We start from the raw sequence: 19671 nt of genomic DNA, 5'->3' as shown, positions 1-19671 counted from the left end.
GGGTTGTTTTGTCTAGTTAGAGAAATCCAGATCCGAAAAGCAATGCACTGGTGATCACCCCAAGGATCGGTACCACAAGAGGAACGCGGAAATGCTTGGCGGCCTCGTCCGGCTGCATCTTCAGCAGGATAAGCGAAATGTTGACGAGCACAAAGACGCCCAGAACGATCTGGGATGTGCGCTCTGCCAGAGTGCCAATCGGTATAGTTTGAGTCAGCAGAACGATGATCGCTACAACCAGCAAAGTAGCAACAACCGGTGTCTGCGTTGCTTTAGGGACTAACGCCAGAACCTTCGGCAAATGGTCACGGTCTGCTAGTCCGTAGATCACCCGCGAGGCCATAATCATCTGGATCAGTACTCCATTGACTGTCGCCACAATCGCGACCGCGGAAAAGCCCTGTTTAATCACCTCGGGGGCGTTTGAAAACACAAGCGCGAGGGGTGCTGCGGATGTCGAGAGAACACCGACCGGAACAACAAGTAGAACCGTCATTGAGGTTCCCAGATACAACATGGTCGCCAGAACGAGGGTTAGTAAAATCGCTTTTGGGATGGTGCGCACGGGGTCTTTGACCTCTTCCGCGACATTGGCCATATCCTCGAAGCCAACAAATGCAAAGAAGGCGAGAAGTGATGCCGCGAAAATACCTCTCCACGCGTCGAGTTCCAGCGGCGGAAGCATCGAACTGATCCCGTATCCCTGCGGATCCTGGATCGACATGCCCCAGCCAATCACAAAGAGAAGACCTGCGATCTCGATGATCGTGATGGCAGCCGCAACAAAGACCGACTCAGTGATCCCCCAAAGCGCGATTAGACCCATGATCAAAACAACACCGATAGTCAAAATAGGGATCGCAAAACCGGTCAAAGCGTGAAGGTATGATGCTGCACCAATTGCAACGGCAGAAGCGGAGATAACGCCCGAGGCTGCCACCGCAAGCCCAACGAAAACCGCCATCCAGTTTTTCCGAAATCCCGCCTCAACATAGGCTGCTTCACCTGCGCTGACAGGAAATCGAGTTGCGAGTTCTGCATACGAAAGCGCGGTGAGTGATACGACGAGCGCGGCTACAACGAACGACAACGCCGCAAACTGTCCAGCAATGCCTGCTGTTGCACCGACTAAAACGTAAATGCCCGCTCCGACCGTTACCCCAAGGCCGTAAAGCGTGAGCAACGGGGTAGTAAGGGCCCGTCTGAGTTTCTGTTCGTTTGGATCAACAGAGTTCATAAGTGATTTCCGCCAATTGCCCTTTCCGAACGTCGTCAGTGGCGTCCCTCTTTTTTCCCTGATTGGCGCAGCGGCTTAATCCTATGGTCAAAGCTGCACCGAATGCCTTGTGTCTCTACGTCTGGGCGCATTGGGCGCCAATCAACTAACTGGGGGCTCGCCATCACTCCTGCCGAGCCCCCGTGGGTGGAACCTCCACTCCTTCAAAATTCCGTTCACCTTTGTGTTTACTTGGGGACAGGACGGTGAACGTAGAATATGTTGAAACATTCGAATTTCACTATGTAATTCATGTTGGTGCTTTGATCTATGTCAATCAACTCGCGGCGTCGGGTCTGCGAGTCTGGGCGCAAGGGTGGTGAGGTCAATGACGAAGTGGCGTAGTTGGAGGCCTGCCTGGATTAGACTAGTCGCGTGCTCAAACGCTATTCGACTGAAACGCCAATGTTCGTGCTGGTGCGGACAACATGAGCAAGGTCAAAGACGTTCCTTAGCTATACTGTTTAATGGGATCTTCATTTGTGGCAGCGATTTGGAGGAGAATATGCAGGTTTATCGAGGGATTTTACTGGCACTGTTAGTCACGGGGCCTGCACTAGCGCAGGAGGTCAGCGTCAGTGAGGGAAGTGATTTGTACCGGACGTATTGCTGGCAATGTCACGGTTTCGAAGCGACCGGAGACGGGCCAATGGCCGAAATGTTGGCTATTCGAACACCCGACCTTACCAAATTGGCGGGCGAAAACGACGGTGTGTTTCCGATAGTTCGCATAGCTGAACAGATTGATGGTCGTTCACAATTGCTCGCCCATGGGGGCGAAATGCCAATCTTTGGCGCGGTGTTTGAGACAGACCAACAAATCGCGGTGGCTCTACCTAATGGGCAACCTATGATGGTAGGCCTGACGTTGGCGAATTTGCTCGCCTTTCTTGAATCGATCCAGTCTGAATAGTCACTGACCAATCTGCTCATCCGTGTCAGCCGTTCGTCTGATTGACATGAGAGTCAACGGCGGCCCCAACACCTCGAAGGCCACAGTACTGGCTAGAGTAAAGGCCATGATCAACGCGGCCCAATGCGGAAATTGCTCTCCGGCTACAAGGGCCATTCCTACCGCGACACCGGCCTGTGGTAACAAAGCGGGACCGTACCAGCGGGTCTGACGGCGAGGCAGGCCGCCTAGTATTGCTCCGCTGTAACCTCCGACAAGTCGGGCCACGGCACGCAAGAATAGGAAAAGAGCACCAGCCCAGCCCATCAAACCGAAGGCTTCAATTTCCAACGTGGCGCCAGCCAACAGGAAGAACAGGATCATGAATGGCCACTGAATGTGCTCGATCTCATGAAAAGCACGGTCGTGATGGCGGGCAAGATTCCCGATAACTGCGCCCGCAACCATGCCTGCTACCAAGAAGGAAACCTCCAGCCAAAGCGCGAGGCCCGCTGTAAGAAAGACTATGCCCACTGCTTCTGCCTGCATTGGCTCCCCCGGTTTCAAGCGGCCGGTCAGGTAAGCGGATGGCACGCCTAGTGCGCAACCCAGCAAAATAGCCCCTCCGAAATCCCACATCGCTGTGGTCGTGACAGTGGCCCAACCGTCCGAATGACCGGCCAGAACCAAGGCGATGCTGAAAACAATCAGACCCCAAGCGTCATCAATTGCGACGACGCCCTTTAATGTCTCGGTGAAGCTATTGGACACCCCAGATTGTTTGATCACGTCTGTCATGGCGGCCGGAGCTGTAGCCGTAGCAATCGCCGCTAACACTAACGCCAACCCGAAGGGTACGCCAATTGCGGTCAGTCCAGCAGGCACAATAACAAGGGTTGCAACCACGATTGAAATCGAAATCGTCAGAATGGCTCGGCCATGCCGTACCAGGTTCTCGCATGTCAAAGATCCTCCAAGAAGGAACGCGACCATCGTCAAGGCCACAATGGATATCTCGTCGAACCACATTGCGACGTCGAGTGGGATCAACCCCATTCCGGCGTTCCCGGCGATCAGACCGAGGAAAAGTAAGGTTGTAACACGAGGAAGATGCGTGGCCCGGCCAAGTTGGTCGGCCGCCAATCCGGCAAGGAAGAGGATACCAAGGGTAATCAGAAAGCCGGCAATGTGCATAGAAAACCAAGCGTTAAGTTCTTGTCTAGTCTACTCTAACTCCAACACTGCCCTCTAGGAACCGATGTCGGAGAGAATGTGAGTGTCCTGTCGCGGTCTAAGCCGAGAGTGCTAAAGATAAGGGTAATTGATCTGTATTAAGGTGAAAGCATGCCGCAGGTGGCACAATAGCTTATTCAGGAAATGAGGAGGAGTTTTCGATGCCGAGAAAGAAATCTAGCGCAAATAGCCCGACCTCACTTGTGGATGTTTTCAAGCAAATGCAACCGCCCATGTCTGGCAATCCGGCCTTCGGTGCCCAGATCGAACAGTTTTGGGACGCGCAAGAAAAATTGCTCGAAGAAACAGAGGCCTTTGCGCAGCATTGGTTCGAACGGCGTCATGAGGCGGTCCGGACGGCTCTACAAGTTGCAAGCAATGTGTCTTCCGCGAACCCGTCCGATCCATCGAAAGCTCTTCAGAGCATGGCGGAATGGCAGCGCCATTCGGCTGAGCGGTTGGTTGCTGACGCGCAGGAATGGTTCGAAACCGTGTCCCGTTGTGCATCTTATGTCGCTGAAACCGAAGCTGAAGCTGTTGAGAAAACAGTGGATGATGTTGTAGCCGCTACAAAGAGCGCGGGGAAATCTTCAAAGTCTGAGCCTGTATAGGTTTCCTGCTGCCGAGGAACCAAACTGGAATCATCGGAGCAGTAGATAGGAGGTCAAATGTACAAGAATATCCTGATCCCGGTTGCTCTGGATCAAGAACACGACACACAAGCGTCGTTTGAAGCCGCGCGCCAATTGGCTGATGCGGACGCTGTATTCACCGTGATACACGTCCAAGAACCAATTCCGGCGTATGTAGGGTCTCAGATTCCCAGCGAAGTACTTGCCAATACGCGGCATGAAATCCTGGAAAACCTGCATCAAACTGCTTCTAAAATTCCAGACGCGAAGGCTCGGCTCATCTCTGGGCACGCGGGTAGGGCTATTGTCGACTTCGCAAATGAGAGCGACGCGGATTGCATCGTCTTGGCTTCGCACAAGCCTGGTTTTGATGACATATTTTTAGGTTCCACTGCGAACAGAGTCGTGCATCACGCCAGGTGCTCGGTTCATGTAATTCGTTGATCCAAAGTTAGCGGTGTGACTTCCTTTTCGAGTGGCCCTATACTTAGTGAGCCAAATCAGATCGAGAGAATTGACAGCTGAGCCAAAGAACCCTTGGACTGTAGCTATATTTTTGCAAATTTTGCAGCTTACCTGCGGTTTCGAATTTATTAGAACGCTGGATTACTTTATTGCGAAGAACAGTTGCTGGTCGGTCGCTGGGAGACTTTCGACACTTGGGTTGCCTCGGAGCCTCAGATTGTGCTCTTAGATGTAGTCTACTTGGCATTTCTTCGAAGCACGGTTGTTCGATGAAGGCCAAATCCTGCTCCCGCAACCGACGATATTTGCGAAACCGCCTCAGCCACATCGGCTACGGCGGTTTTTGCTTTTTTACCAGTTGCTAAAGCGAGAATGCCGACAAGATCTCCATGCAGATCAATGTCATATCCATCTTCAGTCGGTGTCAGCACAACCTTGTCGATCAGAGCGCGCAGCGCCTCAGCAGCTTCAGGCTCGCGCCTGAAATCGATCGGTCACTATAGCTATCCACAATGGTCCATTCTTCAGCATCCGCACGTTCACGGCACAGACGCAGCTGGTCCTCAATGGAAGCGTCGCGCTGATTGTCGGAACTGTAGGGGGCGTAGAGAACAACACGTGGGGTAGTTTGGGTCATACTGTGACTCCTGGAGCCGGTTGTGGCTGGCTCCCATGAAACTTGATGGGAATGTGTCATGCCACACGCTTGTGCACCGAAGACAGTGCGGCGTTTAACTTGCGCCCGGCTTCTACCTGACGGGCTTGGTTGTAGTGCTTCTCGGTCGTCTTTGGGTTGGTGTGGTCGAAGGCAACGACCGCTTTCCGCTCGATGAGAAAAATGGCGATGTCCGCTCTGGGCTGACTGCAGCCCTTAGGAGCAAAAATTCGGATGGCGGCTTTGTCCGCATAGCTGTCGTCCACACCGAGTGCAGCGAACGTCTGCTTCGAGCCCACAGCGGACAATCAGAGCGCCTAAGTCCTTAGGAGGCGGCAGTTGCGACGTGACCTTGAATTTTCGCGGCCACAGGTCCTTCTCCAAAGCGCTCCGCAATCGCTTGTGTTGCGTGATCTACAACGTGGTTCAGCAACGCGGCATCTCGTTCTTCGATTTCATTTCGGAGAGGGGTTCCTTCGCAATAAGCGATTGCTGGGATGCGGGCGGACGCGGCTGAACTCACTTCTGTGATTGTCTCTATAGAGATATCGTTAAATCCTGCAGCCCGCAGATCTGCTTCAATTTCACCTACGTCGGCATACCCGTGCGGTGTTCGAGCGAGAAAATAGGGCGGGTCATCGGCAAACACTTCACCTGCTGCTTTCGTCACTACATCCGCAAATTCATTTTCCTTAATATTGTCCCAAGCGTTGAAAATGAACCGGCCTCCGGGCTTCAAGACCCTCCGAGCCTCAGCGTATCCTTCTGTGCGGTCGGGAAAAAACATCACGCCAAATTGGCAACAAACTACATCGAAACTGCTGTCTTCAAAAGGAAGCGAAAGCGCGTCTGCCGCAGTCCATTCAATCCTGTTGTCATTTCCTTGAACCTTGGCTGCACGATCCAGCATCGGCTGATTAAGATCGGTCACACAATATCGGGTGCCAGCCGAAAGTAGTGGGGCCAGTGCTCTGGTGACCACTCCAGAACCAGCAGCCGTTTCCAAGATGGCTTGTGGATCGTTTGATGCCACGCGCTTTGCTATGTCCGTTGCATAGGCTTCAAAGATCAATGGCACGAGGTACTCGTCATAGATATCGGGGATTGAACCGGTGAATACCTTGTCAGTTTCGGCCATCTCGATACTCCACCGTTCGTCTTCGATACACGACCTTACACTTAGCGAAGGCTTTGTGGCGAGGACATTCACCAGTTAGAGAACCATACAATTGGGTTTTTGGATGTCCGCTGCATCCCGCTCAGCAGCTATTCGTCACGATCAAGCGAAAGTCTGGTTTTGTCCAATGCGGAAAGCTTACCTCTTACAGGGTTTGCTCAAAACCAAACACTTGTGCATCGTGACCTAGGATGCGCATCGGGCTCCCGCGAGAGGTTAAATAGCCATGTCGAGCGAACTACGGGTCTTTGTGCCCACTGCTATTCGGGCTTTCATCAAGGGCATTATCCCTCGGATGGAGGCTGCTGCAGGTGCATCGGTAATTCAGCTGGTTGACCTTAACCCAGCGATACCTGTGCGCATCGAGCAAGGTGAAGCTTATGATGTTGGCCTGACAAACCCGTACTACCTGGCTGCCCTAATCGAATCTGGGCATGCCGACAGCGATAGTCATCGTCCCTTCGGTAGAGTACCACTAGCATTTGGCCGAAAGGAAGGTGCAGTAAGGTCAGTCAAAGAGAATGTGAATGAGATCAACGAACTGCTTTGCGAAGCGGAAAGCATTGCGTACACCGGGGCAGGTACAAGTGGGCGAACTTATCTCCAAGTCGTAAGGCAATTGCGCTTAGGCAGCGTCGTTCTCCCAAGAAGCCGGGCCATGGGTGGTGGAGAGCCCGTAGCATCGGTGGTCGCGGGTGAAACTGAACTTGCGGTTGCACCGCTGACTACGATCCTCGCGACCCCGGGCATCGCTCCTGCTGCTGTTTTGCCCGAGGAACTCAAGGCGCATATTGATATGTCAGTTTTCCTCAGTGCCACGCCTCAATCCGGTTCGGAAACTGCGCTCGCATTCCTTACCGCATGCGAACTGGACGGCGAACTCGCTACGGCGGGAATATCGCGGTTTGAATTTGGATAGCAGTGCGGCGACGCACGATGCGTATTTCGGTTAAAGAATGTCAGCTTTGTCCGCAAAGAGGACGTCGCCTCCCTTTTGATGCGACCAGCCTACGGCGCTGCTCAAAATTCGAAAATGTCGGCTCCGAGCCCAAAGTTAACAAATGGTAAAACAGGCTCCCTTGCACGCGGACACCTAATACCCGAGAACATCTAGTGTCAAATTGGAACTGGAAATGCTGGTTCGCACTTGCGAATTAGCTTCAGCGTATGCCCACTAACGCGTGCGATACCATTCATAACAAAAGTATTAGGGTTAGCATTTTGCACTTAACTATATGGAACGTACAGAATTTATACTTCTAGGTCGCAGAATGTTTACAAATGCAGGTGAAATCAGTAAAAGAATTGACAAAATTTTGTTTCAAATCCAGTAAGTTGTTGTGAAATTTTCTATCGGCCTCCCATTATTGATTTGCACATAAGTGCGCTTTCGTCTGCTGGAAGAGGAGCCAAATGACGAAAGAAAGGGAAATGGGAGGAATTAATGACCACTAAATCTGTCACACGCCGCGGCGTGTTGAAGTCTGGTGCCGTCGCGGGTACCGGTCTGGCCCTGCCTACGATCTTCACGGCTTCGTCGGCTGCTGCTTACACCAACGAACCTACCGGAGGGTCCGTAACCCTGGGCTTCAACGTTCCCCAGACCGGGCCGTATGCTGAAGAGGGTAATGACGAGCTACTGGCGCAACAGTTGGCCGTCGAACATCTGAATGGAGAGGGAGATGGGGGTTGCTTGAACACCTTCACCTCGAAGGCACTGAAAGGCAACGGTATCCTCGGCAAAAAGGTCGAGTTCGTCACTGGCGACACGCAGACGAAATCAGACGCTGCACGTGCATCGGCGAAGTCGATGATCGAAAAAGACGGTGCCATCATGATCAACGGCGGCTCGTCATCGGGCGTGGCCGTTGCTGTGCAGGGTCTCTGTCAAGAAGCAGGCGTGATCTTCATGGCAGGCCTGACCCACGCCAACGACACGACTGGCAAAGACAAGAAGGCTAATGGTTTCCGCCATTTCTTCAACGCCTACATGTCGGGGGCAGCGCTCGCGCCGGTGCTGGCGGCCGAGATGGGCAAAGAGCGCCGTGCCTATCACCTGACGGCTGACTACAACTGGGGTTGGACCCAGGAGGAGTCGATTGTTGCTTCGACCGAAGCCTTGGGATGGGAAACTGTCAACACAGTCAAAACACCGCTCGCCTCGACGGACTTCTCTTCCTACATCACTCCGGTATTGAACTCGGGTGCTGATGTTCTGGTTCTGAACCACTACGGCGGCAACATGGTGAACTCGCTCACCAACGCAATTCAGTTCGGCTTGCTCGACAAGGTGGCCAACGGCAAAGACTTCAAGATCGTTGTTCCGCTGTATTCGGAACTGATGGCCGCTGGTGCAGGCGAGAACATCAAAGGTGTGTTGGGTTCAATGAACTGGAACTGGCAGCTACAGGATGAAGGCACCAAAGCCTTTGTGAAGTCCTTTGGCGAGAAATATGGCAAGCCGCCGTCCAACTCTGCACAAACCTGCTATGCACAAGTTCTGCTCTACGCCGATGCCTGTGAGCGTGCTGGCACATTCAATCCGTGCGGCGTTGTTGAAGCTCTGGAAGACTTCGAGTTCGACGGTTTGGGCAACGGTCCGACCTGGTATCGCGGTGCTGACCACCAGTGCTTCAAAGACGTGCTGGTCGTTCGTGGCAACGAAAACCCGACCAATGCCTATGACACTCTGGAAATCGTCGAGATCACGCCACGTGCGCAGGTCGAATACGACCCCGAGCATCCGATGTTCTCGGGTGGCTCACTGGGTGAGTGTAATCCAGGCGCGTAAGTCCGCGTGTCTAAGTCTGGCCGCCACAGCGGTGGCCAGACATCTGCAACAGGGTTGATCCTGTTACACCACTTTATTCACACTGACCAACCCTGAGGTGGGGCCTATGGACGCCATCCTATTGCAAATTTTGAACGGTCTGGACAAAGGGTCGGCCTATGCGTTGATTGCGCTGGGGCTGACGCTCATTTTTGGAACGCTGGGTGTTGTGAACTTCGCCCACGGCGCACTGTTCATGATCGGTGCGTTCTGTGCCGTTACTCTGCAAAAGCTCATGAACCTGAGCTTTGTGACCATCGACGAGACTCAGACCGACTTCCTGGGCAACCCGCTTAAGGTTGAAACACCCTATATCGAGGGTTGGTTCGGCCCAGAGACCGGTGCGACGATCATCGATTGGTCTGTTCCACTAGCTGTCCTGTTTGCGATCCCGATCATGTTAGCAGTGGGCTACGTGATGGAACGCGGGTTGATTAAGCACTTCTACAAGCGCCCTCACGCTGATCAGATCCTTGTGACGTTTGGTCTGGCGATCGTTTTGCAGGAAATCGTGAAGTATTTCTTCGGCGCCAATCCAATCCAAACTCCACCGCCTGACGCGCTGAGCGGTTCTATCGATCTTGGCATAATGGTTGGATTTGATGCCAACGCCATAATCTATCCAATTTGGCGTCTGGTGTACTTCGGATTTGCCGTCGCGATTATTGGTGCTGTTTTCTCATTCCTACAATTCACCACGTTCGGAATGGTCGTGCGCGCCGGAATGGCGGACCGCGAGACCGTAGGCTTGCTGGGAATAAACATCGACCGCCGCTTTACGATTATGTTTGGTATCGCTGCCGCAGTGGCCGGTTTGGCCGGAGTGATGTACGGGCCGCTAAACCCGCCAAATTATCACATGGGGATGGACTTTCTGGTTCTTAGCTTCGTTGTGGTTGTTGTCGGCGGCATGGGCTCGCTGCCTGGAGCCGTGCTGGCTGGCTTTCTATTGGGCATCCTAGAGAGCTTTGCTTCAACAACCTGGGCCACCACGACTATACCCGGGATCAACCAAATCATCATCTACCTTGTTGCCATCATTGTGCTTCTGACACGCCCGCGTGGGTTGATGGGACGCAAAGGCGTGATGGAGGAATAATCGATGTTTGGATTGAACAAAAAAGACACCAGCCTTCTGATCATCGTCGGCCTTCTCACCCTTCTGGCCCCGTTCATCCTGAACCCGTTCCCTGAAGGCAGCGCCATGGCGCAATTTAACGCGGGTTATCCAGACTTGATGCAGCGCTTCGTGATCTTTGGCATCTTTGCCATTGGGTTCAACATCCTATTCGGCCTTACCGGATACCTGTCATTCGGTCATGCGGCCTTTTTGGGTGTCGGATCGTATTCAGCCGTATGGATGTTCAAGTTGCTGAGTTACAATATCATTCCAGCTATCGCGCTCAGCGTTGTAGTCGCTGGGCTGTTCTCGCTGCTGATCGGGTTTATCAGTCTGCGTCGGTCGGGCATCTACTTTTCGATCCTGACTCTGGCCTTTGCGCAGATGAGTTTCGCATTGGCCTACTCTGTCTTGTCGAATCCCAAGTTCAACCTAACCAACGGGGAGACCGGTCTGCAGGTTTACGCAGACGATCCACAAATCTTGCAAGTCGCCAACTCTCCAGACCTGCCACATTTGTTCGGGCTGCCGATGCGCGCTACCTATACTATGGACGTGGGAGCATGGAGCTTCGATTTTAACGCGGGATACTATCTATGCGCGATAATCATGATGGTGGTATTCTACCTGTCCATCCGCATCTTCCGCTCGCCTTTTGGCATGATGCTTAGGGCTGTCAAATCAAACCAGCAACGGATGAACTATACCGGCCTAAACTCAAAGCCGTACACGTTGGCGGCGTTTGTTATCTCTGGCATGTATGCTGGTCTAGCTGGTGGCCTGATGGCCGCGATGGACCCGCTGGCAGGCGCAGAGCGCATGCAGTGGACCGCTTCGGGTGAAGTCGTTCTGATGACGATCCTAGGTGGTACAGGCACATTGATCGGTCCAGTACTGGGTGCAGGTTTCATCAAATATTTCGAGAATATCTTCTCGAAGATCAACGACAACGTGTTGCACAGTTGGTTTGCTTTCCTGCCTGACGGTTTGGAGGACGCGGTAGTGTTCGTGATCCATCCATTCATTGGAAAAGGTTGGCATCTGACGCTTGGCATCCTTTTCATGCTGGTCGTAATCTACCTGCCGGGTGGTCTTGTCGAAGGTGGCCAGCGTTTGCTTAACCGAATAAAGCGCAAGAAATCAAAAGCCGACGATGCAAAGTCCGGCAAAACGGAACCGGCGGAATAAGGGGCAAGCTATGGCAATTCTAAAAGTCAAAGACGTCAGCAAGCGCTTCGGTGGTCTCAAGGCATTGACGGACGTAAACCTAAGTGTAGAGGAAAATTCGGTTCACGCGATCATCGGACCTAATGGTGCTGGCAAGTCGACTTTGCTAAATTGTCTGGTGGGCAAGCTTATGCCAGACACAGGTGCCGTATTGTTCGACAACGCCTCGGTGTTGGGGCTTGAACCCTTCCAGATTAACCAGATGGGTATTAGCCGCGTGTTCCAGACACCGGAGATTTTTGGTGAACTGACGGTTATGGAAAACATGTTGATCCCGATTTTCGCAATGCGGGACGGTGCATTTCGGATGCATGCATACGAGACCATCGCAAACGAACGCGAGATTGTCGAACAAGCCGAAGCCATGCTGGAAGAGATGAATATGGCGGACAAACGCGAAATGCATGCAGCCTCGTTGTCGCGCGGTGACAAACGGCGGCTTGAGATTGGCATGTGCCTCAGCCAAAACCCACGGCTATTGCTGCTGGATGAACCCACGGCGGGGATGGCGAGGGCGGATACAAACAACACAATCGACCTGCTAAAACAAATTAAGGATGAGCGCGACATCACAATCGCAATCATCGAGCATGACATGCATGTGGTTTTCAGCCTTGCCGAACGCATCACAGTTCTGGCTCAGGGTACACCCTTGGTTGAAGATACTCCTGAGAACATTCGCGGAAACCCCAAGGTTCGCGAGGCCTATCTAGGCGAGGCTGCGTAAGGAAAATCTATGAACGAGAAACCTGACTTTTCGAAAAACGCCAATTTGGCCACCACGGCCCCCGCTTTTCTCTCCGTTTGGGATATGCACTCCTACTATGGAGAAAGCTACATCGTGCAAGGCGTCAGCTTCAATGTGCACGAAGGTGAAATTCTGGCTCTTCTTGGGCGCAATGGTGCGGGTAAAACCTCAACACTTCGTTCGATAGCAAGAGTTGGAGAGCCTGAAGTAAGACATGGCGAAATCTGGCTAGACCATAAGCCACTACACAACATGACAAGCTATGAAGCTGCAGCAGCAGGCCTGGGTCTTGTGCCAGAAGATAGGCGCATTATTCCTGGCCTGACTGTTGAAGAAAACCTACTGCTTGCTCAGATTGCCCCACCAATCGGATGGTCACTGGAACGGCTTTACGAGTTGTTCCCACGTTTAGGGGAGCGTAGAAAACAAGAGGGAATTACACTGTCAGGAGGTGAACAGCAAATGCTGTCAATCGCCAGAGCCTTGGCGAGGGACATCAAGGTTTTACTTTTGGATGAACCATATGAGGGATTGGCTCCTGTCATTGTCGATGAAATCGAAAAGACTCTCATTCACGTTAAACAACAGGGTATGACCACGATAATTGTTGAGCAGAACGCTGTACGCGCTTTGGAGTTGGCAGATCGTGCGATCATTCTAGATACCGGGACTATTGTATTTGATGGTACTGCGAAAGAGGTGCTTGAGGACACCACCCTTCGTGAGGAATATCTGGCGATCTAGCTCGCGTATTCCGTGCTAATCAGGCCAAACATGCATGTCTAAATCGTGTCCAAAGCACATGTTTGCTTCAGGTTTAGTCTACTGACTTGCGTTAAATGGAATAGTTGGAAGCATGGAGGCGAGAAAATAGCCCGGCAGTTAAGACCGGACGAATATTCTAGTTTTACAAGATATCTTTGTCCACTGTGTCCGCGGAGCGACACTCAGAAGGCGTTTGAACGCTGCTGTGCGGCTAACGGCGGCTTTGTCCGCAAAGTAGACGTTCACGCAAGTTGCAGCGAAAGACCGCACCGAGCCCAAAGCGTCGCTTGCTGCAATATGGACGAATAACTGCTTCCTGCGAAAAGCAGACGCGACTTGATCTCAAAGGGTCTGCAAGGCGGCGCGCTCAACCGGAAGAACGGCAAGTGAAGCCCTCAAAAATTCATAACCGCGAAAGACTATAGCATCACAGGAAAAACTCCGCCCGCTCAACCACCCAGACCATAGCGATCGCAGCGGCGCAAATGGCCACGGTCGCACGTGACCCGATCCAGATACGGCCCGGTTGCTTGCGTAGAAACAGGACCATTGGCCAGACCAGAAGGGCAATCATCAGCTGCCCGATCTCAACTCCGACATTGAAGGCCAAAAGGCTGTGCCACACATTTGGCGCATCCACCCGCAGGATCTGATGCAGCATGAACGAAAACCCAAACCCGTGAAGTAGGCCGATGCCCGACGTTACACCAAATGCTTTCAGATCACCGTGCTTCTGGTTGGAAGGCAATACAGCCATCACGGCCGCATATACGATGGATAAGGCAATTGCCAGTTCGACTGTGGGGATGAACCAGGCGCCGCTGGGGGCTATGCCGAAGAACCCGAGGATCAATGTGACTGTGTGGCCGAGGGTAAAACCTGTGACCCGCGCCAGTAGGCTGCGCAGGTTGAGCGCGCCGATGATCATGCAGAGCACAAAAAGCACGTGGTCGGGCCCTTCAAGGATGTGCCGGATGCCTTCGACAATGAAGGTTGAGGCCGCGGCGGTCGCTGAACTGGATACTTTAACTGGGTCATGCATCAGCCCCGTGGCGCGAAAAGTCCGGACCTCTTGGCCGTTATAATCCAGAATAAGGTTTGCCGTGTTTTCCTGTCCTGGCAGTCCGGGATCGGATGTATGGGACAGGCTGTAGGCCGCGACGGGCTCGCTGGCATAGCGAAAATGGATATCAACCATGACGTCACCGACATAAATTTCACCGGCCGTACCTGGAAAAACATCCCCGGATGCCAATGCATCGCGTGCTTCCGTCTGGGTTGCAAAACCCGGTTCTGTTCGCAATGGATGCAGCCGCAACGCAACAACCGATGCAGGCTGTATCTTCCCCTCAACTGACAGTTCAAAGGCCTTGGCCGCGATCTTCCCCAGCCCGTCCGGATTGTCGCGCAAACTACCTTGATCTACATAGTGCATGAGGACGCCGTCTTCGATGTGGTTGTACGTAAATGGCGCAGGAGTTGGCATACCATCCAAGCCATCTGGACCAACCAGTTCCGCAACCAGGTAAGACATCGGCGTGCGTAGATAGACGTCCAGACCTTCCTCCGAATGCACTACATGATGAATGCGGACATTCTGATTCAGCTTGAAATGCGCCAGAGAGGGGGAACAGGCCAATCCGAATAATAGGGCGCAGAGAAAAAACAAAAGTCTCATGAGTTCCCTCCTTGTGACGAGGGGTATGTGTTCATTCGAGCCGCCAGAACAGTAAGCCCAGACAAGTACCAAGCCCCCTCTTTGGGTTCGAAATCAAGCAATGCTCGGTAGGAAACAACACGCTGATGCATGTGGCCCCAATGCCCGCCACTTACCGATGCATCCCAGCGCGCCAGGACTTGAGCATTTCCGTCGGCGTTGGCTTCGACATCTTCCACCGTCAAATTCGCAACCTCCCTTACCTGCGCCTTCGCACCCGACGGCAACGCCACGGTCATGCCGCGCCGAATTTCTGCTTCCACTTCAGTTGAGTGTTTCGGCAGAACAAATTTACTCAATGCCGTGGCAAATTCAGGCTTTTGCGTTTCGAGCTGCGCAACGGCTACATTTTCCACCATGGCGTGGACGATGTTTGACCCGGCTTCTTTGTTTGGGATCGATTTGGTTGGCAGGTCCAAATCAACTGTGTTCGATTTTAGCACGCCGGAGATGACGCAAACTGAAACAGCTGCGACTCCCCACACTTTGCGGCGGCCCGATCCCGCACGTACGCCCAAAGCCGCAATCAGTAGGGCAAAAGCCAGAAGACCAATTGAGTAAGCCGGAACCTTGTAAGACGTTATCGCAGAGACCGTCACAGGCTGTGTTACTGGGTCGCTCCAATCGACTATGTAGTTTGTCCACGAAATCTCAGGTGATCCCCTGGTGATCTGACCTGGCACAGCCCCAGCGGGATCGGTGATCTGAACTGGAATGGCATCTGTGTCTTCGGCAAACAGAGTCCATGACAGCGAGAGGTTCTCAGGTAGCGCGTCGCGAGGATAAGACAGGATGATACCCAGCATTGCTGTAGCGCGATCCGTTTGATCCGGGGTTCCCAGAAGCTTCAAACCATCGACGCCAAGCGACAACTGATCGGCACGCGCAACGACGGGTTTGACAGGTGTGCCGTCTATGACCATCGGGTTACTTTCCGAGAATAGCTCAATAGCACGGGTTTTTACCTGAGCCATTAGTTCGGCGTCGAGACTGGTCATTTCGCCAAGCCCAAGGTCAGTCCAACCTTCCAGATCGCGCAGTCGAAAAATGACTTCATGACGCACTTCCCTGGGTTCGACCGAGATGAAAGACATCAAGGCCGACTTGTGGTGTCGCGTCAGGTTCGGGTTCTCGAACCGGCTGTACCAGGGGTCGTCCCAGTTGGGATGGAAAACTTCTGGCCGAGACAGGTATCGGTAGTCAGTGACCGCTACGCCCTGATGATCGAAGATTACGCCGATTGGTGCAGACGGCATCCCGTCCGGATCCAGCGGCGGAGTAAATGTGATCGCTGATGGCCTTTGTTCAAATGAATATTCGAGGGCCACAAATACCACTTGCGGCGAGCGCTCGTCTTGTTGTGCCAGCCCATAGCTTGGTCTGTACGATGTCGCGCGTGTTTTTCGCTGTCTGACTTCGATTTGCTGCGTCTCGGGCAAAAGATTGAGCCCGTCTGCCGAAACCAGAAGCGCTTTGCCGACGCGCTCAGACAGGTCGGCGGCCGGGTCAGCGCCTTCGGGAGCCTCCGACAGAAAGGCGGGCATGTCTTTGAGGTCAATTTCCAGTGTAATCTGAACGCGATCTTCCTGCACCGAGATTTCAGCAAAGTTTCGTGCAGTTTCAGCGCCATTGGCGCGTAAAAGATCAGCCAGCGACGCTGGAATGATGAGCAGGTTTATTGCGGTTAGAAAGATGAAATACCTGAATAAAATCATGCGAATTTCCTCCGGTGCTGGCTGACCTCGGCTTCGCGATCTGAACACGAGGTGAAATAAAGATCGAAAGCCGAGTGACCGACGCCGGAGTTCAAGACCGCCGCCGGTTATAGTTGGCCGAAAACTCACTTCGGTTCGGAGTTCTCCGGATAGGGGAATTCCTGCCCCATCGCCTCGCTGGCGTCCTCGTAGATCGGACGCAGGACGTCGTCGACGTCAAACACACCGCTGGCAATGAACTCGCTGAAATCGATGGATTCTACGCCGATGCTCTCTGCCATTGCGACCTTATCTTCCTCTTTCGGCGGCTCAGCAGGAGCGGCAAGCGGTGGCGACCATGTGGCCTCTTCGGTGACGGCCATACGGACGCGAATGTCGTCCTTGGTCACGTTCCAAACCATGAAGTCCTGTGCCAGGCTGAGCGGCCCGTCGTAGGTGGACCTGATGCGCTCATACACTGCTGTCGCCGTGTCAAAGTCGTTGAAGAAGTGATAGGCCACTGCCATCCGGGGTTGGATTTCGCTCATCACTTTGCCGAAAGCTTCCGGTGCCGTGTGAACCTGAGTGCCAACCTGAAGCGCGGATTCCGGCGTGAACTTCATTTTTGACACCAGTTCCGGCACGGCGATAAAGCTTTCGTGAATGACGAGGTCCGCATCCTTGGAGTATTCGACGAACCATTTGTTGGGATAGGTATCCGAACTGAAAACGAACTTCAGATCGTTCCATTCCAGTGAATAACTAACCGAGCCGTCGATGGAGTGAATTGCCGGAAAAGTGCGGATCTGTACCCCGTTCTCGTCATAGATCACTTCATTCTCAAGCTTATAGTCAAATTCGGTAACTTCCATTTTGTAACCACGGAAATCGACATTGCCGGCACGCCCGGCCAAATCCCAGGTCAACATCTTCTGCATGTGATCCAGCGCATAGGCCGTGCCAAGCTCCGGTGCCGCACCACTTGGCCCCCAGACTTTCAGCGGAACGTTCCGTCCCATCAGCGCACCACCGATGAAAAGGTCATGAAGACCGCCGAAGTGATCGGTGTGCAAGTGACCAAGAAATACCTTGTTGAGGTAGTTGTACGGGATCTGGAGCGACGAGATCCGTTCAGCGGAACCTGAGCCTGCGTCGAACAGGAACTTGTCTCCATTCCCCAACTCGACCAGAAAACAGGCGGCGGCCTGAGAAGCGCGGGTCGTCGGCATGCCAGTGCCACAAGCGATCACCCGCATTTCATCCGGCTGAAGGTCCTCACTGTTCGGGTAATACGTATCCCGTTCCCTCGCCTTGACCGGGGATACTTCCGGCGTTGCCTCCTGAGCCAAGGCCATCGAAGGGCTGAATACGTCCCCCAACATCTTGATGCCGCCGTTCGGGGCAGCCATCCACAACCCGAATGTTATACCAGCCGCCAGATAGGCCGAGTATTTCAATAATCGTTTGGTTCTATGCATGTCATGAACTCCCTTTTCCGCAAGGGCCGGCATTGTTCCTTCGACAGAAATGGCAATGCCGGCGGCGCGCATCAGTGGCGATGCAGGACAAGCGTCGCCCATGTTCGGAGTGCTGGTAACGGAATCACTGTGACACAGGGGTGACTCACGTTGGCTTTAGTTGCATCATGATATCTGAATGGATTGTGTCAGAGCCCTAAAAACTAAGGATATTTATGGAAGATGACATCCAAAACACGGACAAACAGGCCGCATTGCAATCCGTGTGCAGCAGCGACCTGTTTTCGCCCTTGGATCGTCTGTGCGCTTTCCTGACATATATCGTCACAGAAGAATTGGCCGGTCGGGGTGAGCTGATCAGGGGCAAAACAATCGCCCAGGACGTATACGACCGAGATCCGACGGACGAGGGCGACCCGGACAATGTCGTCAGAGTGGATGCGCGTCGGCTCAGGCAGAACCTGGAGCATTACTACGATACAGTCGGGGCCACGGATTCTGTCCGGATTTTCGTAGATACCGGCGGGTACAGGCCGCGTTTTGAAAGGGTCGAGAGTCCCCAAACCAATTGGGCTTCATCTTCCAAACGGGCTTTCGGCTGGGCGGCTCTGGCTTTCACAGCAGGGACAGCCATTGGGATCGTCCTCGCGCTTGGCCCCCTGCACCGTGAGGCAACGGTGCTACCGTCAGTGGAGAATTCGGAACAGGATGTACTGAGACGTCAAGCGGTGCGCGAACAATCTGCTTCATCATTGCAGGCTATGAATCTGGCCGAACAAGCCAGACGCATGATCTTTCCCATTTTTGATCGTCCACGCCAAGAGTTGGTAAACGAAGTGTTCAACCGGGTAATTGAACTGGGACCGGATTACTTCGGTGGATATGCCGGAGCTGCGCAGACTTATGCTACTCTTTCGATTTTGACGCAGAACGGATCAGAAAAAAACGCGCTTCTGGAGCAAGCTCAGACGATGGCTGAGCGTGCCTCAAGCCTCGCACCAGCCGACCCATGGACGCAATCGGTGCAAGCTTGGGTGAATTTTGCCGGACGGGAATTCGACGAGGCAAAAAGGGTATCGTCAAGAGCCGTACAATTGGCACCTGCTGACGGAAACATATTAGACATTCATGGTTCCATTGCACTGTTTTCGGGCGATTTTGACGAGGCAGCCAACTCAGCCGTAAAGGCAATGAACCTGGGGCGAAGCAATCAACGATTTGCCAATCGGAACATCTATGGTGCGTCAAATTTTCACTTGGGCAACTATCGAGAGGCGCTGGAGGCGTTTTCTCAGGCCTCAGATTTCGGAGACCCGATCAGCGCACCGTCGTTCGCCTATCAGGTCGCTGCACTGTACGAACTTGGTCGAACCATAGAGGCCGCTCGAAAACATGCTGAGATGAAGAAATCCTGGCCTGGTGCCAACGTGGAGAAGATCCTGACCAGCGTTTTCCAAGACCCGCGGCATGTTGAAGAGGTCATGTCGGGTATCAAGGCAGTGGAAGCCCATAAAAACTAAGTGTTTGGAAGAGGGAAAAATCTTAACCCAGTTGTATTGCTCGAATATCTGACGCAACTCCTTTGAAAAACTAAACTGTTTCCTATGAAAAGCCATGAAAGCGGTCGTTAGAGTGACCGCAACGAACGACAGCATTGTCCCGCAAGTCGGTCATCAAATCCAAATCGACCAAGGTCTGGTATCCCAATGAGCGGCCGTTCGCGCCTCTACATTCGGGATCCGTTTTGATATGACGGACGGCT

Annotated in this window: 18 protein-coding genes; 10 read left to right on the top strand and 8 right to left on the bottom strand. The window is 53.2% G+C overall.

All coding sequences use genetic code 11. The features are described 5' to 3' along the window. Positions 1–16: 16 nt before the first annotated feature. Complete coding sequence (locus ALB80_RS21120) at positions 17–1237, bottom strand: APC family permease (protein ID WP_050606086.1); 1221 nt, start codon at positions 1235–1237, stop codon at positions 17–19. Between the two features lie 544 nt (positions 1238–1781). On the opposite strand from ALB80_RS21120, the gene ALB80_RS21115 reads away from it, so the two are divergent. Next, positions 1782–2189, top strand: coding sequence for a c-type cytochrome (locus ALB80_RS21115; protein WP_050606085.1), 408 nt, complete (start codon positions 1782–1784; stop codon positions 2187–2189). Here ALB80_RS21115 and ALB80_RS21110 read toward each other — a convergent pair whose 3' ends face one another. Next, positions 2190–3362 (bottom strand): cation:proton antiporter, encoded by a 1173-nt coding sequence (locus ALB80_RS21110; protein WP_050606084.1) that lies wholly within the window; start codon positions 3360–3362, stop codon positions 2190–2192. Between the two features lie 200 nt (positions 3363–3562). On the opposite strand from ALB80_RS21110, the gene ALB80_RS21105 reads away from it, so the two are divergent. Beyond that, the gene (locus ALB80_RS21105) at positions 3563–4012 is read left to right on the top strand and encodes a phasin family protein (RefSeq protein WP_050606083.1); all 450 of its coding nucleotides are present in this window, start codon (positions 3563–3565) and stop codon (positions 4010–4012) included. Positions 4013–4069: 57 nt separating this feature from the next. Next, entirely contained in the window at positions 4070–4477 is a 408-nt protein-coding gene (locus tag ALB80_RS21100; protein ID WP_050606082.1) for a universal stress protein, read from the top strand. 463 nt (positions 4478–4940) lie between these two features. Here the strand turns inward: ALB80_RS21100 and ALB80_RS22065 are convergent, their stop codons facing one another. From ALB80_RS22065 to ALB80_RS21085, 3 genes are read right to left on the bottom strand one after another with little or no spacing between them, the layout of a single operon-like run. Beyond that, complete coding sequence (locus ALB80_RS22065; protein ID WP_083445419.1) at positions 4941–5135, bottom strand: recombinase family protein; 195 nt, start codon at positions 5133–5135, stop codon at positions 4941–4943. 56 nt (positions 5136–5191) lie between these two features. Further along, on the bottom strand, positions 5192–5461 hold the full coding sequence (locus ALB80_RS21090) for a hypothetical protein (RefSeq protein WP_050606080.1): 270 nt from the start codon (positions 5459–5461) through the stop codon (positions 5192–5194). Between the two features lie 17 nt (positions 5462–5478). Beyond that, on the bottom strand, positions 5479–6291 hold the full coding sequence (locus ALB80_RS21085; protein WP_050606079.1) for a class I SAM-dependent methyltransferase: 813 nt from the start codon (positions 6289–6291) through the stop codon (positions 5479–5481). Between the two features lie 265 nt (positions 6292–6556). Here ALB80_RS21085 and ALB80_RS21080 point away from each other — a divergent pair, with 265 nt between their 5' ends. The 6 genes from ALB80_RS21080 (at position 6557) to ALB80_RS21055 (ending at position 12999) form a co-directional block, all read left to right on the top strand. After that, entirely contained in the window at positions 6557–7249 is a 693-nt protein-coding gene (locus tag ALB80_RS21080; protein WP_050606078.1) for a substrate-binding domain-containing protein, read from the top strand. 525 nt (positions 7250–7774) lie between these two features. Then, complete coding sequence (locus tag ALB80_RS21075; RefSeq protein ID WP_050606077.1) at positions 7775–9121, top strand: substrate-binding protein; 1347 nt, start codon at positions 7775–7777, stop codon at positions 9119–9121. Positions 9122–9227: 106 nt separating this feature from the next. Further along, positions 9228–10259 (top strand): branched-chain amino acid ABC transporter permease, encoded by a 1032-nt coding sequence (locus ALB80_RS21070; RefSeq protein WP_050606076.1) that lies wholly within the window; start codon positions 9228–9230, stop codon positions 10257–10259. A 3-nt stretch (positions 10260–10262) separates the two neighbouring features. After that, a complete protein-coding gene (locus ALB80_RS21065) occupies positions 10263–11468 on the top strand; it encodes a branched-chain amino acid ABC transporter permease (protein WP_050606075.1) in 1206 nt (401 codons plus the stop codon). 10 nt (positions 11469–11478) lie between these two features. After that, on the top strand, positions 11479–12234 hold the full coding sequence (locus ALB80_RS21060) for an ABC transporter ATP-binding protein (protein WP_050606074.1): 756 nt from the start codon (positions 11479–11481) through the stop codon (positions 12232–12234). Between the two features lie 9 nt (positions 12235–12243). Continuing rightward, the gene (locus ALB80_RS21055) at positions 12244–12999 is read left to right on the top strand and encodes an ABC transporter ATP-binding protein (RefSeq protein WP_050606073.1); all 756 of its coding nucleotides are present in this window, start codon (positions 12244–12246) and stop codon (positions 12997–12999) included. A 448-nt stretch (positions 13000–13447) separates the two neighbouring features. On the opposite strand, the gene ALB80_RS21050 is transcribed toward ALB80_RS21055, so the two are convergent. The 3 genes from ALB80_RS21050 to gntH form a co-directional block, all read right to left on the bottom strand. After that, on the bottom strand, positions 13448–14698 hold the full coding sequence (locus ALB80_RS21050; RefSeq protein WP_050606072.1) for a HupE/UreJ family protein: 1251 nt from the start codon (positions 14696–14698) through the stop codon (positions 13448–13450). Next, positions 14695–16452 carry a hypothetical protein gene (locus ALB80_RS21045; protein WP_050606071.1) on the bottom strand — a complete coding sequence of 586 codons (1758 nt, stop codon included), beginning with the start codon at positions 16450–16452 and terminating at the stop codon, positions 14695–14697. The genes ALB80_RS21050 and ALB80_RS21045 overlap by 4 nt, the downstream gene beginning before the upstream one ends. Before the next feature lie 125 nt (positions 16453–16577). Next, the gene (gene gntH, locus ALB80_RS21040; RefSeq protein WP_172677932.1) at positions 16578–17909 is read right to left on the bottom strand and encodes a guanitoxin biosynthesis MBL fold metallo-hydrolase GntH; all 1332 of its coding nucleotides are present in this window, start codon (positions 17907–17909) and stop codon (positions 16578–16580) included. Between the two features lie 215 nt (positions 17910–18124). Between gntH and ALB80_RS21035 the strand changes: the two genes are divergently transcribed. Next, positions 18125–19429 (top strand): tetratricopeptide repeat protein, encoded by a 1305-nt coding sequence (locus ALB80_RS21035; protein WP_050606069.1) that lies wholly within the window; start codon positions 18125–18127, stop codon positions 19427–19429. Positions 19430–19671 lie beyond the last annotated feature (242 nt).

Origin of the sequence: Ruegeria sp. 6PALISEP08 (genome assembly GCF_001238295.1) — a bacterium.
Lineage (GTDB): Bacteria > Pseudomonadota > Alphaproteobacteria > Rhodobacterales > Rhodobacteraceae > Ruegeria.
The sequence above is the reverse complement of the archived record's forward strand: the minus strand, read 5'-3'. Positions and strand labels throughout refer to the sequence as shown.

What these genes read in the sequence shown, in the direction of transcription:
- ALB80_RS21105 (WP_050606083.1), top strand. Translation starts at nt 3,563, where the DNA reads ATGCCGAGAAAGAAATCTAGCGCAAATAGCCCGACCTCACTTGTGGAT.
- ALB80_RS21080 (WP_050606078.1), top strand. Translation starts at nt 6,557, where the DNA reads ATGTCGAGCGAACTACGGGTCTTTGTGCCCACTGCTATTCGGGCTTTC.
- ALB80_RS21070 (WP_050606076.1), top strand. Translation starts at nt 9,228, where the DNA reads ATGGACGCCATCCTATTGCAAATTTTGAACGGTCTGGACAAAGGGTCG.
- ALB80_RS21050 (WP_050606072.1), bottom strand. Translation starts at nt 14,698, where the DNA reads ATGAGACTTTTGTTTTTTCTCTGCGCCCTATTATTCGGATTGGCCTGT.
- ALB80_RS21055 (WP_050606073.1), top strand. Translation starts at nt 12,244, where the DNA reads ATGAACGAGAAACCTGACTTTTCGAAAAACGCCAATTTGGCCACCACG.
- ALB80_RS22065 (WP_083445419.1), bottom strand. Translation starts at nt 5,135, where the DNA reads ATGACCCAAACTACCCCACGTGTTGTTCTCTACGCCCCCTACAGTTCC.
- ALB80_RS21035 (WP_050606069.1), top strand. Translation starts at nt 18,125, where the DNA reads ATGGAAGATGACATCCAAAACACGGACAAACAGGCCGCATTGCAATCC.
- ALB80_RS21085 (WP_050606079.1), bottom strand. Translation starts at nt 6,291, where the DNA reads ATGGCCGAAACTGACAAGGTATTCACCGGTTCAATCCCCGATATCTAT.
- ALB80_RS21115 (WP_050606085.1), top strand. Translation starts at nt 1,782, where the DNA reads ATGCAGGTTTATCGAGGGATTTTACTGGCACTGTTAGTCACGGGGCCT.
- ALB80_RS21060 (WP_050606074.1), top strand. Translation starts at nt 11,479, where the DNA reads ATGGCAATTCTAAAAGTCAAAGACGTCAGCAAGCGCTTCGGTGGTCTC.
- ALB80_RS21110 (WP_050606084.1), bottom strand. Translation starts at nt 3,362, where the DNA reads ATGCACATTGCCGGCTTTCTGATTACCCTTGGTATCCTCTTCCTTGCC.
- ALB80_RS21045 (WP_050606071.1), bottom strand. Translation starts at nt 16,452, where the DNA reads ATGATTTTATTCAGGTATTTCATCTTTCTAACCGCAATAAACCTGCTC.
- ALB80_RS21075 (WP_050606077.1), top strand. Translation starts at nt 7,775, where the DNA reads ATGACCACTAAATCTGTCACACGCCGCGGCGTGTTGAAGTCTGGTGCC.
- ALB80_RS21065 (WP_050606075.1), top strand. Translation starts at nt 10,263, where the DNA reads ATGTTTGGATTGAACAAAAAAGACACCAGCCTTCTGATCATCGTCGGC.
- ALB80_RS21120 (WP_050606086.1), bottom strand. Translation starts at nt 1,237, where the DNA reads ATGAACTCTGTTGATCCAAACGAACAGAAACTCAGACGGGCCCTTACT.
- gntH (WP_172677932.1), bottom strand. Translation starts at nt 17,909, where the DNA reads ATGCATAGAACCAAACGATTATTGAAATACTCGGCCTATCTGGCGGCT.
- ALB80_RS21100 (WP_050606082.1), top strand. Translation starts at nt 4,070, where the DNA reads ATGTACAAGAATATCCTGATCCCGGTTGCTCTGGATCAAGAACACGAC.